We start from the raw sequence: 16,273 nt of genomic DNA, 5'->3' as shown, positions 1-16,273 counted from the left end.
CGGGGCGGAGACTGAACAACCTGCGCGCATTATCCGCGCCGGAACGGACTGGCTCCGTGCCGGGGGATGGTTATTTCTGACCTGACATGAATGCGCCCGTCCCCACCCCCCCGGCCGACGATCCGGTGCCGTCCCCGCGCCGGATCCCCTCGGTGGAGCGCCTCGTCGGCGCCGCGTCGCCCGCGGAACTCGAGACCTACGGACGGACGGCCTTCACGGACGCCATCCGGACGGTTCTGGCGGGAATCCGGGCCGGGGGCGGCCCCGTCCCGGACGCGGCGGTGATCCGGGCCGAAGCGTCCGCGCGGCTCGCCGCCGAGCGCCGCCCGTCCCTGCGGCCGGTCTTCAACCTGACCGGGACGGTGCTCCACACCAATCTCGGTCGCGCCCTGCTGCCCCGCTCGGCCGCGGAGGCGGTGGCCGCCGTGATGGTGCAGGCGAGCAACCTCGAATTCGATCTGGCGACCGGCGCCCGCGGCGAGCGCGACGACCATGTCGAGGCGCTGATCTGCCGCCTGACCGGCGCCGAGGCCGCGGTGGTCGTCAACAACAACGCGGCGGCGGTCCTGCTGGTGCTGAACGCGCTCGCCATGCGCAAGGAGGTGGTGGTCTCCCGCGGCGAGCTCGTGGAGATCGGCGGCTCGTTCCGGGTGCCGGACGTGATGGTGCGGGCCGGCTGCCGCCTGCGCGAGGTCGGCACCACCAACCGCACCCACCTGCGCGACTACGCGGAGGCCCTCGGGCCCCGCACCGGCTTGGTGATGAAGGTGCATCCGAGCAACTACGCCATCGCGGGCTTCACCGCGGCGGCGGATCCCGTCGCCCTCCACGCCCTCTGCCGGGAGCGGGGCGTGCCGCTGGCGGACGACCTCGGCAGCGGCAGCCTCGTCGACCTCGCGGCCTACGGCCTGCCCCCCGAGCCCACGGTCCGGGCCGCCCTGGAGCGGGCGGATGTCGTGACCTTCAGCGGCGACAAGCTGCTCGGCGCGGTCCAGTGCGGCATCGTCGCCGGCCGGAAGGACCTGATCGCCCGCGTGCGCAAGAACCCCCTGAAGCGCGCCCTGCGCGTCGACAAGATGACCTACGCGGCCCTCGAAGCCGTGCTGCGGCTCTATCTGCATCCCGAGCGGCTGCGTGCGGAGCTGCCGACCCTGCGGCTCCTCACCCGCGAGCGGGACGCGATCGCCGCACAGGCCGAGCGCCTCGCCCCCGCGGTGGCGGAGCGGGTCGCCGGCCGGGCCACGGTCTCGGTCGCCGACTGCATCAGTCAGATCGGATCCGGCGCCCTGCCGGTGGAGACGCTTCCCAGCGCCGCCCTGGTCCTGACGCCGAACGCCCCGGGGGGACGGGGCGGCGGCGGGCGGTGCCGGCGGCTCGCCGAGGATCTGCGCCGGCTTCCGGTGCCGGTGATCGGCCGCATCAGCGACGAGGCCGTCCGCCTCGACCTCCGGACCCTGGAGGACGAGGCCGGCTTCCTCGCCGCCCTGGCGGCGCTGACGCGCGCCGAAGACGGGCGACGAACCACATAGGGTTGTTGAGAGAACGGATCACACGTCTGGATCTTGCGCGCCGGCATCCCGTGTTATGGTATGATGACGGACCTGCGGTCGCGGTCGAGAGTGGCGGTGCGTGGACCGCGATGGGCGAACGATATGGCGTATATTGCCGATACGGCTGAGGCGGAGCCGGAGACGGATCCGCTGCTTCTCGATAACCAGCTTTGCTACGCGCTCTATGCTGCCGCGCATCGAATGACCAAGTCGTACCGGCCCCTGCTCGAGCGGCTCGGACTGACATACCCGCAATATCTGGTCCTGCTGGTGCTGTGGGAGCAGGACGGCGTCACCGTGTCGGAGATCGGCCGGCGCCTGCGTCTGGATTCCGGCACGCTGACACCGGTGCTGAAGCGCCTGGAGGGCGCGGGCTTCCTGCTCCGGACCCGCCGCCAGTCCGACGAGCGCGAGGTCGAGATCGCCCTGACGCCCGAGGGCGCCGCTTTGCGCGCCGACGCGGTGTCCGTCCGCGAGAGCGTGATGTGCCAGCTCGAACTCAGCGAGCCGGAGATCCGCGCCCTCCGCAAGGATCTCAGCCTCGTCATCGAGCGGCTCAGCGTGAGCGACTGAGGTGCCCTCGAAGCCGCGATGAGCCGCGATGAGCCGCTTGCGCCGCGCCGGAGCGATCGGCCTCACCGCCGCAGGCGGTTGCCCAGGACGAAGCCGTAGAGCCCCATCAGGATGATGCCGACGCCGCCCTCGATGCCGACCAGCAGGTTGGTGACGCGGCCGGTGGGCTTGAGGCCGATCTCCGGCGGGTTGGCGGTCATCATGTTGAGCGCGCTGTAGCTCAGGAGGTCGAGGGGATTGTAGGTCGGCCCCGCCTCCGGCCCCTCCAGGATGAACAGGCCGCCGGTGAGCCCGAAGAGGCCCGCGAACACCACGATCAGCAGGGCGAAGGCCCGGGCGATGCGCGACAGGCTCTCGCCGTAATCGCACAGCCACTCGACGAAGCGGTCCGCGGTCCAGCGATAGCCGTGGCGCAGGAAGCCGGCCCCGTCCCGGGCGCCCCAGGCGGCGCGGGCCTGCTGGCCGGCATGGAAGCGGCCCATCCGCCGGCCGCGCTTGTAGGCCCAGCTCGCCGCGTCGTGGCTTCCGATGCTCTTCCAGTTCTGCTCCAGGGCGAGATAGCTCGCCTGGGCGGCCTCGTAGGCGCCGGCCACCTCCTCGCCCACCGCCCCGCCGAGCTGCTCCACGCTCATCCGCGTTCCGTTGAGCCAGGCGCCGGCGAAGCGGGCATGCCGCAGGCGGCAGGTGCCGAGGTTCAGCCGTACGAGGTCGGTGTCCGAGAGATCCGCGCCCGAAAGATCGGCACCGTCGAGCTTCGCCCCGGTGAAATGCGCCCCCCGCAGTCGCGAGCCGGCGAGCGACGCCTTGGTCAGGCTCGCCTCGGCGAAATCCGCATGGGTCAGATTGGCGTCGGTGAGCTTGGCCTCGTCGAGCCGCGCCCCGCGGAAGACCGTGTCGTCCGCATCCGCCCCGGAGAAATCCGCACCCCAGAGGTCGGCCTCGGCGAAATCGGTCCCGTCCAGGAGGGCGCCGGACAGGTCGGCGAAGCGCATCGCGGCGTGCCCGAAGCGGGCATCCTCCAGCATCGCCCCGGCGAACTTCACCTGACCGGCGACGATGCCGGTGAAGTCCGCCCCCGAGAGGTCGGCCTCGGACAGGTCGGCCTCCTCCAGGATCGCGCCGGTGAAGCGCGTCGAGCGTCCGACGGCGCCGGCGAGGCGTGCCCGGCGCAGGTTGGCGCCGGAGAGGTCGGCCTGCTCCATGCGGGCACGGGACAGGTCCGCACCGGCCAGCGCCAGTCCGCCGGACTCGACGTCCGTGCCGATGCCGGCGTCCGGCTGTGCGGCGAGCGCGTCCGGCCCGGCGCTCAGCTGCGACAGGTCCGCGCCCGGCTCATGCAGGGGCGCCCCGCCGGCGATCCGGTCGAGGAGGGCGCGCAGCCGCGACTCCACCGGAGTGTCCGGTCGTGCATCGGGTGGGGTCGCTTGGTCCATGGTCGTTCCTTGCCGGAACGCGCGACCGGACGCCAGACACGCCGCTCACGGGCCCTGGGTCGCGGCAGCCACCCGCACGGCGATCGCCTTGGCGGCCGGCGTCTTGGACTGCTCGTCATGGTGCCAAAGCGGTAGCAGCACGTTCAGCTCCGGATAATACCCGGCGCAGTTGCCCTCCGGGATGTCGTAGGCCACCACGCGCAGGCCGCCGACGCGCCGCGGCACTTGGTCCTCGGCCTCGGTCTCCACGGCGACGGTGAGGCCGTCCCTCAGCCCCAGCCGGGCGATGTCCCGCCGGTTCATGAACAGCACGTCGCGGGTGCCCTTCACCCCGCGGAAGCGGTCGTCGTAGCCGTAGACCGTGGTGTTGAACTGATCGTTCGACCGCAGGGTGATCAGGTCGAGCACGTCCGGGCCGCGGGCTGGAAGGTCCGGATCGGCCTCGAGGCCCTCGGGGACCGCGAAATTCGCCTTCCCGGTCTCGGTCTCCCACTTGCGGTCGCGGGCGCCCAGCGGTTTCAGCAGGCCGCCGGGCTGGAACATCCGACCGTTCAGGTCGTGGAACACGCTCGGGTAGGTCGCTTCGATCGCGTCGCGCACCCGCGCATAGTCGGCGACCCAGGCATCCCAGTCGATGCGGGGATTCGGCGGCAGGGTCGCCTTGGCGATCTCCGCCACGATCCAGGGTTCGGCGCGCACATGCGGACCGACCGGATCGGCCACCCCCCGCGAGCCATGGAACTGCGCGGTGGAGCTCTCGATCGACACGGCCTGCGGGCCGCTCGCCTGCCGGTCGATCTCGATCCGGCCGAGGCACGGCAGGATGTAGGCGACGGCGCCGTTCACGAGGTGGGAGCGGTTGAGCTTGGTCGAGACCTGCACCGTGAGCCGTTGCCGGCGCCAGGCCGGCTCCATCCGGCCGGTATCGGGGATCGCCCGCAGGAAGTTGCCGCCGAGCCCGATGAACGCCTTCACGCGTCCATCGAGGAGCCCCTCGCAGGTCTCCACCGTGTTGAGCCCCTTCTCCCGCGGTGGCTCGAAGTCGTAGAGTTCCTTCAGCCGGTCGAGCGGTGCCAGTTCGGGCTTCTCGGTGATGCCGACGGTACGCTGGCCCTGCACGTTCGAGTGGCCCCGCACCGGGCAGATCCCGGCGCCGGGCTTTCCGATATTGCCGCGCAGAAGCAGCAGGTTGACGAGCATCCGGACGGTCTCGGTGCCCTTGCGGTGCTGGGTCAGGCCCATCCCGTAGATGCCGATCACCGCCTTCGCGCGGGCGTAGACGCCGGCGGCCGCCTCCAGCGCCGTCCGGGTCAGGCCGGAGCGCCGCTCCAGGGCGGCCCAATCCTGCCCGTCGCAGAAGCGGACGAAGGCCTCGAAGCCGTGGGTGTGCTCGGTGATGAAGGCGCGATCGAGGACCCCCGGCCGGCCGGGGGCGTCCGCCGCCCGGTCGAGGGCGAGCAGCGCCTTGCACAGGCCGGTGAGCGCCGCGAGATCCCCGCCGGCTTTCACTTGATGATACTGCGTCGAAATCTTGGTGGAGGAGCGCGTCAGCATCTCCACCGGCGATTGCGGGTCGGTGAAGCGCTCCAGCCCGCGTTCCCGGAGGGGGTTGAAGGTGATGATCTGCGCGCCCCGGCGCCGCGCCTCCTGGAGCGGGTGCAGCATCCGCGGCGAATTCGACCCGACATTCTGGCCGAAGAAGAAGATCAGATCGGTGGTCTCGAAGTCCTCCAGCAGCACCGTGCCCACCGGGGCGCCGATCGATTGCGGCAGCGCCACCGAGGTCGGCTCGTGGCACATGTTGGAGGAATCCGGCAGGTTGTTGTTGCCGTAGAGCCGGGCGAGCAGCGCCCACATGTAGCTGGTCTCGAGGGAGGCCCGTCCCGAGGCGTAGAACACCACCGATTTCGGGTCCTGCGCGCGCAGGTCCTTCAGCTCCCGGCCGATCTCCGCGAGGGCCTCCGCCCAGGCGACGGGCCGGTAGCGGTCCGTCTCCGGATCGTACCGCATCGGATGGGTGAGGCGTCCCTGCTCTTCGAGGGCGTAGTCGCTCCAGCCGAGGAGTTCGGTCACCGTGTGTTCGGCGAAGAAGTCTGGGGTCGCCCGCCGCCGCGTCTGCTCCCAGGCGGTCGCCTTGGCGCCGTTCTCGCAATACTCGAAGGCGAGGGGCTTGGCGGGCTTCGCCCAGGCGCAGGACGTGCACATGTAGCCGTCCGGCTTGTTCTGCTTCAGCAGCATCGCCGAGCCGGTGATCGGCACGCCCTCACGGGTCAGGATCTCGACGAGGGAGCGGGCCGAGCCCCAGCCGCCCGCCGGGCCGTCATAGGGCTCGATCCGGACGTCGTCGGTCTTCTGATCGGCCATGCCGTCCTCCCATCCGGCGCATCGATCACCGGACGAAGGGAACGCACGAGGGAGCGAATGGGATCACGGGCGCGTCACCGCGTTCTTGGACGGCTTTCCTTGCCGATGGCGCGGATCTAACGTCGAGCCGCGGACCGACCGCCGGAGGAGGAAACCATGGCCAGCGTCGACGTCGAGATGGTGAAGTGTGCGTGCCAGGATTGCGTCTGCGTGATTCCGGTCTCCAAGGCCGTGTCGCGGGACGGCAAGGCCTATTGCTGCGACGACTGCGCGGACGGCCACAAGAATCACGCCGGCTGCGAGCACGCCGGCTGCGCCTGCCACGGCTGAGGCCGCTCCCAATCGCGCTGCGACGGTCTGGAGAAGGCATCTTTGGTCGAGACAGCTGCGACGCGCCCCTTCTCCCGTGCGGGAGAGGGTTGGGGTGAGGGATCAGGTCTTTCCGGAAAGCTCTCGCCCCTCATCCTGTCCCTCTCCCGCACGGGAGAGGGGACCCGCGCCTCGCTCGGCGCGGGCTCGGCTGTCGTCACCCTGCCGACCTGATCGGCCGCGGCTCTGCGTCCGTGCCCGACCTCGCGGTCAGGAGACCGCCGCGAGCTTGTCGGCCATCGACTGGTCCTTGTCGCGGCGCGTCGAGAAGATCAGCGTGAAGAAGGTCCGCTGGACGCCGAGTTCGGCGAGCTTCGCCTCGCATCGCTCGGCCAGCGCGCAAATCTCCGACAGCTCACCCTCGATGTTCGTGCCGTTGGGATGCATCGTAGCGGTGAGCCCGCTCGCCTCGATGATGTCCTTGATCGCCCGGACGTAGGGCGAGACCGACGGGCCGACGCCCATCGGCACGATGCAGAGGTCGGCCGAAACTTTCATGGTGCCTGCCTGATCCGGGGGAAGCGGCCCCGCACGGTTCTGCGACCGGACGCGGGGCGGGCCGGCAGGCTATCGCCGGCCGCATCGACTTTCCAGGGCGCTGCCGAGCCGGCCGTCACGCCTCGCCGGTTTCGAGCGCGGCGGCGCGCACGGAAGGCAGGCACGGATTGGCATTGTCGGTGCGCCACGCGAGCCACAGCTCCGGCCCGGTCGTGGCGGGCAGGGCGATCGGCCGGAGCCGGATATCGGCCATGCTGTTGCCCCGGGCACTGCCCGGCACCAGCGCGACGCCGATGCCCGCGCCGACGAGCGCCAGCATCGCGTGGACCTGATTCACCCGCTGCACGATCCGCGGCTGCACGCCCCCGGCCTCGAACAGCCTGTCGAGGAGGTCGATGAAGTAGCGGCCACCCCGGGGCGACCACGTCACGAAGGCCTCGCCGTCGAGATCCCGCAGGGTCGGGGTGCGGGCGGTCGCCAGGCGGTGTCCGCGCGGGACCGCGAGCAGCAGCCGTTCCCGTGCGAGCGGCGCCGTCGCGATCGCGGATTTCGGATCCTGCAGGACCGGACTTGGCCGCAGGATCGCGAGATCGGTGCGGTTCTCGCCCAAAGCCAGGATCTGCTCGTCCGAGACCATCTCCTCCAGCACGAGGTCGACCTCGGGCAGGGTCCGGCGGACATGGGCGACGACCTGGGGCAGCGTCCGGTAGGCCGAGGCGGCGGTGAAGCTGAGGCGCAGCACCCCGCTCTCGCCCCGGTCGGCGCGCTGCGTGATGCGCGCGGCGTTCTCGGCCGCCGCCAGCACCCGGTGGGCCTCCGCCAGGAAGGTCCGGCCCGCCGGGGTCAGGCGCACCGCCCGTGTGGTCCGCTCGAGCAGCGTCACGCCCAGCGTCTGCTCCAGCATCTGGATCTGCCGCGACAGGGGCGACTGGGTCAGGTTCAGCCGTGCCGCGGCCCGACCGAAATGCATCTCCTCGGCGACGGCGATGAAGCTGCGGGCGTGGCCGAGATCGAACATTGATGCAGGATCCGGGATAATCCAGCCAAAATCAACGTTGGACGCATCGAAAGCCTGCGCCTAACCCCGGACGCGACACCGAACGGTGCGCATCAGGGAGAGGAATCGATGGCGCGGATGACCCCGGCCGAGATGGCGCGCGTGTTGGGCTCCGGCCTGCTGTCCTTCCCGGTCACGCATTTCCGCGACGATCTCGGCTTCGACGAGACCGCCTATCGGGACAATCTCGGGCGGCTGGCCGACTACAAGGTCTCGGGCCTGTTCGCGGCCGGCGGCACCGGCGAGTTCTTCTCGCTGACGCCCGCCGAGATCGACCGGGTCCTGCGCGCCGCCGTCGCGGAGACCCGCGGCCGCACGCCGGTCATCGCCCCCGCCGGCCAGGGCACCGCCCTGGCGGTCGAGATGGCCCGGGCCGCCGAGGCCGCCGGCGCGGACGGAATTCTGCTGCTGCCGCCCTACCTCGTCGGCTCCGAGCAGGCCGGTCTCGCCGCCCATATCGAGGCGGTCTGCCGCGCGACCTCTCTCGGGATCATCGTCTACAACCGCGCCAACGCCCAGCTCAACGAGCAGACGCTCGCCGACCTGTGCGAGCGCTGCCCGAACCTCGTCGGCTTCAAGGACGGCGTCGGCGATGTCGAGCTGATGACCCGGATCTACGCCGCTTTGGGCGACCGCCTGACCTATGTCGGCGGCCTGCCCACCGCCGAGACCTTCGCGCTGCCGTATCTGGAGATGGGCGTCACCACCTACTCCTCGGCGATCTTCAACTTCCTGCCCGAATGGGCGCTGTCCTTCTACGACAGCGTGCGCCGCCGGGACCGCGATGCCGTCTACCGGGAGCTGCGCGACTTCGTCCTCCCCTACATCGCGATCCGCAACCGCAAGCGCGGCTACGCGGTCTCGATCGTCAAGGCGGGGATGAGCGCCGTCGGCCGCCACGCCGGCCCGGTCCGGCCGCCGCTGACCGAATTGGACGCGGCCGAGCGCGCCGAGCTGACGGCGCTGATCGGCGACCGCCGCTGAGCCCCCACGAGACGACCAACGACAGACCCGCCGAGCCAACGGCGGCCACGACCCGCCTCCTGGATCAACCGGGCGGCGACGAGCCAGGGAGAACGTCCATGAGTGCCAGTTCGAGCGGCGCGGCGAGCACCCTGCTCGACGCCGCCGATGCGGGTCGCCGCACCCGCGTCCGCCTGCTGATCGTCGCGATGCTGTTCGCCGCCACCACGATCAACTACGCCGACCGCGCGACCATCTCGATCGCCGGACCCGACATGGCCAAGGAACTCGGCCTGTCTCCGGTCCAGATGGGCTACGTCTTCTCGGCCTTCGCGTGGTCCTACGTTCTAGCCCAGATTCCGGGCGGCTGGCTCCTCGACCGCTACAGCGTCAAATGGGTCTACGCCGCCGCCGTCGCCCTCTGGTCCGGCTTCACCCTGGTCCAGGGGGCCGTCGGCTTCTTCTCCGGCCTCACCGCCGTGGTGCTGCTGTTCGCCCTGCGGCTCGCCGTCGGCCTCACCGAGGCGCCGGTCTTCCCCGCCAATGCCCGGATCGTCGCCGCGTGGTTCCCGACCCGGGAGCGCGGCATGGCGTCGGCGTTCTTCAACTCGGCGCAGTACTTCGCCACGGTGCTGTTCACGCCGCTGATGGCGTGGATCGTCCACAATTTCGGCTGGCACCACGTCTTCACCAGCATGGGCCTGCTCGGCCTCGCCTTCGCGGTGGTGTGGCTGCGCGTCGTCGACAGCCCGAAGAACCACCCGTCCATGAATCAGGCGGAGCGGGACTACATCGAGGCCGGCGGCGCCCTGCTCGACATGGACGGGCAGAGCCGGACCAGGCAGGGCGATGCCGGCCGGACGCTGCGCCAGCTGCTCGCCAACCGCATGCTGCTCGGGATCTATATCGGCCAGTACTGCATCACCGTGCTGACCTACTTCTTCCTGACGTGGTTCCCGGTCTACCTCGTCAAGGAGCGCGGCCTGTCGATCCTCCAGGCTGGCTTCGCCGCGGTGCTGCCGGCGCTCTGCGGCTTCATCGGCGGCATCCTCGGGGGCGTGATCTCCGACCTGCTCCTGCGCCGCGGCTTCTCCCTGACGGCGGCCCGCAAGATCCCGATCGTCGGCGGCATGCTGCTGTCGATGAGCATCATCGGCTGCAACTACGTCCAGGCGGATGCCCTCGTGGTCGGGCTGATGGCGCTCGCCTTCTTCGGCAAGGGGATCGGCGCGCTCGGCTGGGCGGTCGTCGCCGACACCTCCCCGCGGGAGAGCGGCGGCCTTTCGGGCGGCCTGTTCAACACCTTCGGCAACACCGCCGGCATCACCACGCCGATCGCCATCGGCTACATCGTCCAGAGCACGGGCTCGTTCAACGGCGCCCTGGTCTTCGTGGGCCTGAACGCCCTCGTCGCCTGCTTCTGCTACCTCGTGGTGGTCGGCGAGATCCGCCGCGTCGAGCTGAAGGCCCACTGACCCGCGGGCCGGACCGGCCCCGTTCCGAACCCGCCCCGCGCCCGGCTCAGGCCGGCCGGGGATCTTCGAGGAGGACGCCATGCCGAACGACAGCCGTCATGCCGCGCGCAACACGCCCACCGTGACCGAGATGAAGGTCGTGCCGGTCGCCGGCCACGACAGCATGCTCCTCAACCTCTCGGGCGCGCACGGCCCGTACTTCACCCGCAACCTCGTGATCCTCACGGACTCCACCGGCGCCACCGGCCTCGGCGAAGTCCCCGGCGGCGAGGGCATCCGCAAGACCCTGGAGGATGCCCGGGACCTCGTGGTCGGGCAGCCGCTCGGCGCCTGGAACGCGGTGCTGAACGCCATGCGGACGCGCTTCGCGGATCGCGATTCCGGCGGGCGCGGGCTGCAGACCTTCGACCTGCGCATCACCATCCACGCGGTGACGGCGGTCGAATCCGCCTTCCTCGACCTGCTCGGCCAGTACCTCGACGTGCCGGTGGCCGCCCTCCTGGGCGAGGGCCAGCAGCGCGACGCCGTCGAGATGCTGGGCTACCTGTTCTACGTCGGCGACCGCACCCGCACCGATCTCGATTATCGCGCACCGATTGCCCGCGACGGCTGGTTCCGCCTGCGCGACGAGGCGGCGCTGACGCCAGAGGCCGTCGCCCGGCTCGCCGAGGCCGCCTACGACCAGTACGGCTTCAACGATTTCAAGCTGAAGGGCGGCGTGCTGCGGGGCGAGGAGGAGATCGCCGCCGTCACCGCGATCCACGCGCGCTTCCCCAAGGCGCGGGTGACGCTGGACCCGAACGGCGCGTGGTCCCTCGACGAGGCGATCCGCCTCTGCAAGGGCCAGGGCCACGTGCTGGCCTACGCGGAGGATCCCTGCGGCGCCGAGGGCGGGTTCTCGGGCCGCGAGATCATGGCCGAGTTCCGCCGCGCCACCGGCCTGCCCACCGCCACCAACATGATCGCCACCGACTGGCGGCAGATTAACCACGCGATCCAGCTCGGCGCCGTCGACATCCCGCTCGCCGACCCGCATTTCTGGACGCTCGCCGGCTCGGTCCGGGTGGCCCAGCTGTGCCGCGACCACGGCCTGACCTGGGGCTCGCATTCGAACAACCATTTCGACGTGTCGCTCGCCATGTTCACCCACGTGGCCGCGGCGGCCCCGGGCAACGTCACGGCGATCGACACCCACTGGATCTGGCAGGACGGCGAGCGCCTGACCAAGGAGCCGCTGGCGATCCGCGGCGGCCTCGTGCGGGTGCCGGAGCGGCCGGGCCTCGGCATCGAGCTCGACATGGCGGCGGTGGAGGAGGCGCACGCCCTCTACCGCGACCACGGCCTCGGCGCCCGCGACGACGCGGCCGCCATGCAGTTCCTGATCCCCGGCTGGAGCTTCGACAACAAGAAGCCCTGCCTGGTCCGCTGAAGCCCGGCCCGGGCCCGCGCCGTCAGACGCGCGAGCTCGGGCGGTAGAACGGCTCGTGCCGCGACGGGTCGATGTAATCGGCGTAGAAGCGCCGCGCGTGGGGCAGCAGCGCCTTCGAGAGCTGGCGCCGCTCGACCTCGTCGTCCGACAGCGCCCGCGACAGGTCGTCGTGGAGCGCCTTCAGGGCGGCATCCTTGTCGACCCGGGTGAAGCGGCCGTCGGCGTAGAGCACCTCGCCCTCGCACAGCACCGTGGTCACGCCGCCGGTCTTGGCCCGCTGGATCACGGCGTCGAGGAGCGGCGTCTCCGGGTCGAGATACGGGTAGGCGATCTGGTCCCAGTCGATCAGGACGAGGTCGGCGCCCTTGCCGACCTCGATCGTGCCCAGGCTATCGCCATAGGGCGTGGTGCGGGCACCGCCGACGGTCGCCATGCGCAGCACCTGCGCCATGCTCGGCACGTCGGCCTCGTCCATGCCGGGCACCCGGTGGGCGCGGAGCACGAGGCGCATCTCCTGGAGCATGTCGCGGTCGTCGTTGATGCCGGCCTCGTCGAGGCCGATCGCCGTGTTGATCCCCTTCGCCTCGAACCGGTTGAGCGCCGCCACGCCGGAGCGCAGCCGGAAGTTCGACGAACAATTGTGGCAGATGCAGGTGCCGGTCGCCGCGACCCGCTCGATGTCGGATTCGTTCAGCCAGACCCCGTGGCCGAGGGTCAGGCGCGGACCGAGCATGCCGAACCGATCGAGATACTCGACGGCGGTGCCGCCGCCGCGCTTCTCCGCATAGGCCTTCTGGTAGGCGGTCTCGACGAGGTGCATGTGCATCGGCACGTCGTAGGATTCGGACAGGCCGGCGATCCCTTCGAGGGCCGCGTCGGAGCACCAGTGGAGGTTGGCGGGCGCGAGCTGGATCTTGGACCGCGACGCCCCGGCCTGTCCGGCATGCAGGCTGCGGAACAGGGAGAAGTTGTCCTCCAGGGACATCTGGAAGCGCTCGAACCAGCGCTTCATCGGGTCCTGCAGCGGCGCCGGCAGGCTCGCCACGAAATCCAAGTCGGCCTGATAGACGAGGCGGTTCTGGTCGCGGACCGCGAAGCAGTACGAAACCCGCATGCCGATGTCGCGATAGGCGCGCAGCACCTCGTTGGAGCGCGCCTCGACCTCCTCCAGGCTGCCGGGCATCCAGCCGTGGATATGCTGGACCGTGGTGATCCCGGAGCCGACCATCTCGAAGGCCGAGTACAGGGTGTCGAGGTAGAGGTTCAGGTTGCGCGCCACCATGCGGGTGACGAACCACAGTTCCAGCGGCATGTCGGGGGAGCCGAGCTGCACCGGCGTGAGGCCGACATGGTGGTGGCCGTTGACGAAGCCCGGCAGCAGGATCTCGCGGCCGGAGCCGATCACGGGGGCGTCGGGGTAGCGGGCATGCAGGTCCGTGTAGGTGCCGACCGCCTCGATCACGCCGTCCTTCTGCAGGACCGCGCCGTCGGCGATCTCCTCCCAACGGTCGTGATCGAGGGTACGGGTGATCATCCGCCGGCTGCGGATCAGCGATGTGGCCATGGTCGTGTCCGTGTTGGGGAGGGGGTCAGACGAGCGCTTCCTGCTCGGCGAAGGCCCGGTCGACCTCGTCGCGCAGAAGCTCGGTGAGGTGCCGCCGCATCGCCTCGGCCTCGGGGGAGAACGGGTCGCGCGGGCGGGGCAGGTCGTTGCGGACGATGGTCTTGATCCGCCCGGGCCGGGCCGTGAACACCACCACCCGGTCGGCGAGCGCCACCGCCTCGTCGATGTGGTGGGTCACGAACAGCACCGAGGCGCCGCTGTCGCGCCAGACGTCGAGCAGAAAGTCCTGCATCTTCTGGCGGGTCTGGACGTCGAGCGCCGCGAAGGGCTCGTCCATCAGCAGGACCTTGGGACGCATGGCGAGCGCCCGGGCCACGGCCACGCGCTGGCGCATGCCGCCGGACAATTCGTCCGGCCGCTTGTCGAAGGCCTCGGCGAGGCCGACCCGCTGGAGGGCGGCCCGCGCGATACTCCGGCGCTCGACCTCCGGCACGCCTTTCAGCGACAGGCCGAAGCTGACGTTCTGCCAGACGCTGAGCCAGGGCAGCAGCGAGGTCTCCTGGAAGATCAGGCTGCGCTCCGGCGACGGGCCGGTGACGGCCTCGCCGAAGGCCAGGAGCGCGCCCCCGGAGGCGGGTTCGAGCCCGGCGATCAGGTAGAGCAGCGTGCTCTTCCCGCAGCCCGAGGGGCCGAGAAACACCACGAACTCGCCGGGCCGCACGGTGAGGTCGATGTCGCGCAGGGCCTCGTGGGCGCGAGCGGTGCCGGCCGCCCAGACCTTGGCGACGCCCCGGCAGGAGACGGCGTCCTGGGATGCGGGATCAGAGGCCAAGGGAGGACCCCGCGTCGCGCGGCAGCCAGTAGAGCATCCGCCGCTGGACCAGCCGGAACAGCAGGTCGAAGGCGAAGCCCAGGAGGCCGATCAGCGTGATGGTGAAGAAGACGAGCGACGGGTTGAAGGTGTTGCGCGCCAGCATGATCACCTGGCCGAGCCCGTAGCCGACGCCGGTCGCTTCGGCGACGAGCACCACCATCCAGGCGCCGAACAGGTTGAGGCGCAAAACCGCGAGCAGCCCCGGCAGGATCGCCGGCACGATCACCCGCGCGTAGATCTGGCGCTTCGTCGCCCCCATGGTCCGGGCGACGTTGATGTAGTTCCGGTTGACCCCGTCGATCTGGTGGATGGTCGAGAGGACCATCGTGAAGAACAGGGCGATGAACACCATGAAGATCGCCGGGGCGTTGCCGATCCCGAACATGAAGATCGCCACCGGCAGCCACGCGATCGGCGAGACCGGGGCCAGCAGCGTGATGGTCGGCAGGGTCAGCCGCTCGAACAGCACGACGTAGCGGATCGCCACGCCGACGAGGATCGACAGGGTCGCGGCCAGGGCGAGGCCCGCCAGAACCCGGCCCGTGGAGGCGAGCACGGTGATCAGCACCGCCATGGCGGGGCTCGGGCCGGCATTCATCCCGGTGCCGATCTGCCAGCGTTGCGCGGTGTTGAAGAAGCGCGCCTGCTCGGCGAGGTTGCCGAGGAAGATGTGCGGCGGCGGCAGGAGCTTGGCGTCGGCGATGCCGAGCGCCCAGAGCAGCTCCCAGAGGCCGGCGAAGCAGCCGACCGAGACCAGCATCCAGCCGGTCCGTTGCAGGAGCGGGACGAGCCCGTCGGGCAGCGCGAGGCGCTGACCGAAGGGCACGCGCGGCCGGATGTGCGGGACGGCGGCGCGGGCGAGATCGACGGCCATCCGCTCAGGCCGACTTCAGCTTGAGCTTGCCGTAGAGATCCGGGTTCTCGGCGATGACCTGCTCCAGCAGGGTCCAGTCGATCGCGTCGCGGCCGGGCTTCTTCTTGATGTAGCCCATCTCGGCGACGGAATCGGTCCGGTCGAGGATGAACTGCGTCTGGTTGCGGGCGTCCACCACCGAGGGCTGCCGGCCCATGGCGAGCTGGGCGTTGCTCATCGAGGTCTTGTAGTAGGAGCCGACGAGCTTGTTCAGGGCGGCCTGGGGATCGCCCTCGGCCAGGGCCTGGGCCTTCATCATGCCCTTGATCAGCGCCTTCACGGCGGCCGGGTTCTTGGCGATCAGCTCATTGCGGACCGCCAGCACGCAGTCGGTGTAGCCCTTGCCGTAGATGTCGGTGCCGTCGGAGAGCTTCACGGCGCCCTTCACGTCGGTGAGGAGCGCGGTGCCGTAGGGCTCGATGGTCGAGATGATGTCCAGCGCCCCGGCGCGGAACGCCTCCACGGCCTCCGGGGTCGAGCCCATGTAGCGGACCGTGATGTCCTTGAAGGCGACGCCGTTCTTCTTCAGCCAGTCGTAGGGCAGCACCTCCAGCGTATCGAGCTGGAAGGTGCCGAGCGTCTTGCCCTTGAGCTTCTCCGGGCTGTCGAGGCCGGGCTGGGCGACCAGCACGCAGCCCTCGATGCCGCCGCCGGCCACGATCTTCACGGGGGCCCCCGCGTCGTAGAGCGCCATGAAGCTCGTGTAGGGCATCACGCCGGCATCGACCTGCCCCATGCCGAGGAAGGTGACCTGATCCGAGAAGGTCGGCGTGTTGACGAAGTCGATGGTCAGGCCGTCATCCTTGGCAAGCTGCATCGCCTCGGCGAGGAAGAAGTTCAGGTTGCAGAAGCCGGTGCCGTGGGTCGCGCGGATGCCGGTGGCCGCCGCGGCCGGGCCGGTCAGGCCCGGACCCACCGCCAGGGTCAGCGCGGCGGCCGTCCCTCCGAGAAAACGCCTGCGGCTGGGCTTGAACCGCGTGAAATCCGGGACGCGATAATCGCCGTGACGGTCGCACATATCGACTCTCCTCAGAGGGCGGATCGTGCGATCCGCCGGACGGCGCGTGCCGGTGCTGAAACGGAGGGATCGGAGCTCGGGACAGGCTCAAGGCAGTCGCGGAGATCCGGTCGCCCGGCACCTCACCACATCGACGGCACGCCAACCTCTAGCCGCCGCCGGGGCGACGCTGCGCTGGTGAAGACGAACCAAG

14 protein-coding genes are annotated in these 16,273 nt (G+C 70.4%); 6 read left to right on the top strand and 8 right to left on the bottom strand.

The features are described 5' to 3' along the window. The first annotated feature begins 86 nt into the window (after window positions 1-86). Both selA and ABIC70_RS00910 read left to right on the top strand, forming a co-directional pair. Window positions 87-1,529: an L-seryl-tRNA(Sec) selenium transferase gene (selA, locus tag ABIC70_RS00915; RefSeq protein WP_354438630.1), complete on the top strand. Its 1,443-nt coding sequence runs from the start codon at window positions 87-89 to the stop codon at window positions 1,527-1,529. Window positions 1,530-1,652: 123 nt separating this feature from the next. Next, entirely contained in the window at window positions 1,653-2,123 is a 471-nt protein-coding gene (locus ABIC70_RS00910; RefSeq protein ID WP_043760232.1) for a MarR family winged helix-turn-helix transcriptional regulator, read from the top strand. Between the two features lie 62 nt (window positions 2,124-2,185). Here ABIC70_RS00910 and ABIC70_RS00905 read toward each other — a convergent pair whose 3' ends face one another. Beyond that, window positions 2,186-3,556, bottom strand: a complete 1,371-nt coding sequence (locus ABIC70_RS00905) for a pentapeptide repeat-containing protein (protein ID WP_354438628.1) — start codon at window positions 3,554-3,556, stop codon at window positions 2,186-2,188. A 45-nt stretch (window positions 3,557-3,601) separates the two neighbouring features. Then, window positions 3,602-5,920, bottom strand: coding sequence for an FdhF/YdeP family oxidoreductase (locus ABIC70_RS00900; RefSeq protein ID WP_354438626.1), 2,319 nt, complete (start codon window positions 5,918-5,920; stop codon window positions 3,602-3,604). A 156-nt stretch (window positions 5,921-6,076) separates the two neighbouring features. Between ABIC70_RS00900 and ABIC70_RS00895 the strand changes: the two genes are divergently transcribed. Next, the gene (locus ABIC70_RS00895; protein WP_043357024.1) at window positions 6,077-6,250 is read left to right on the top strand and encodes a metallothionein; all 174 of its coding nucleotides are present in this window, start codon (window positions 6,077-6,079) and stop codon (window positions 6,248-6,250) included. A gap of 249 nt (window positions 6,251-6,499) precedes the next feature. Here ABIC70_RS00895 and ABIC70_RS00890 read toward each other — a convergent pair whose 3' ends face one another. Further along, complete coding sequence (locus tag ABIC70_RS00890) at window positions 6,500-6,787, bottom strand: MTH1187 family thiamine-binding protein (RefSeq protein ID WP_043357022.1); 288 nt, start codon at window positions 6,785-6,787, stop codon at window positions 6,500-6,502. Window positions 6,788-6,902: 115 nt separating this feature from the next. Then, window positions 6,903-7,805: a LysR family transcriptional regulator gene (locus ABIC70_RS00885; protein WP_043357021.1), complete on the bottom strand. Its 903-nt coding sequence runs from the start codon at window positions 7,803-7,805 to the stop codon at window positions 6,903-6,905. A gap of 108 nt (window positions 7,806-7,913) precedes the next feature. Here ABIC70_RS00885 and kdgD point away from each other — a divergent pair, with 108 nt between their 5' ends. The 3 genes from kdgD (at window position 7,914) to gudD (ending at window position 11,711) form a co-directional block, all read left to right on the top strand. Next, a complete protein-coding gene (kdgD, locus tag ABIC70_RS00880) occupies window positions 7,914-8,828 on the top strand; it encodes a 5-dehydro-4-deoxyglucarate dehydratase (RefSeq protein ID WP_354438625.1) in 915 nt (304 codons plus the stop codon). Between the two features lie 98 nt (window positions 8,829-8,926). Further along, on the top strand, window positions 8,927-10,282 hold the full coding sequence (locus ABIC70_RS00875) for an MFS transporter (protein WP_043386722.1): 1,356 nt from the start codon (window positions 8,927-8,929) through the stop codon (window positions 10,280-10,282). Between the two features lie 79 nt (window positions 10,283-10,361). Beyond that, entirely contained in the window at window positions 10,362-11,711 is a 1,350-nt protein-coding gene (gudD, locus tag ABIC70_RS00870) for a glucarate dehydratase (protein ID WP_354438624.1), read from the top strand. A gap of 22 nt (window positions 11,712-11,733) precedes the next feature. Here gudD and ABIC70_RS00865 read toward each other — a convergent pair whose 3' ends face one another. The 4 genes from ABIC70_RS00865 to ABIC70_RS00850 are packed head-to-tail and all read right to left on the bottom strand — an operon-like array spanning window position 11,734 to window position 16,080. After that, a complete protein-coding gene (locus ABIC70_RS00865; protein ID WP_342141411.1) occupies window positions 11,734-13,275 on the bottom strand; it encodes an amidohydrolase family protein in 1,542 nt (513 codons plus the stop codon). Between the two features lie 25 nt (window positions 13,276-13,300). Further along, window positions 13,301-14,107 carry an ABC transporter ATP-binding protein gene (locus tag ABIC70_RS00860; RefSeq protein WP_179697676.1) on the bottom strand — a complete coding sequence of 269 codons (807 nt, stop codon included), beginning with the start codon at window positions 14,105-14,107 and terminating at the stop codon, window positions 13,301-13,303. After that, complete coding sequence (locus ABIC70_RS00855) at window positions 14,097-15,023, bottom strand: ABC transporter permease (RefSeq protein ID WP_345822435.1); 927 nt, start codon at window positions 15,021-15,023, stop codon at window positions 14,097-14,099. Before ABIC70_RS00855 ends, ABIC70_RS00860 begins: the two co-directional genes overlap by 11 nt. Before the next feature lie 4 nt (window positions 15,024-15,027). Further along, window positions 15,028-16,080, bottom strand: a complete 1,053-nt coding sequence (locus tag ABIC70_RS00850) for an ABC transporter substrate-binding protein (RefSeq protein WP_043760248.1) — start codon at window positions 16,078-16,080, stop codon at window positions 15,028-15,030. Window positions 16,081-16,273 lie beyond the last annotated feature (193 nt).

This window comes from Methylobacterium sp. 1973, from assembly GCF_040545035.1.
In the GTDB taxonomy this organism is placed as follows: domain Bacteria; phylum Pseudomonadota; class Alphaproteobacteria; order Rhizobiales; family Beijerinckiaceae; genus Methylobacterium; species Methylobacterium fujisawaense.
This window is presented reverse-complemented; position numbering and strand designations above follow the sequence as displayed.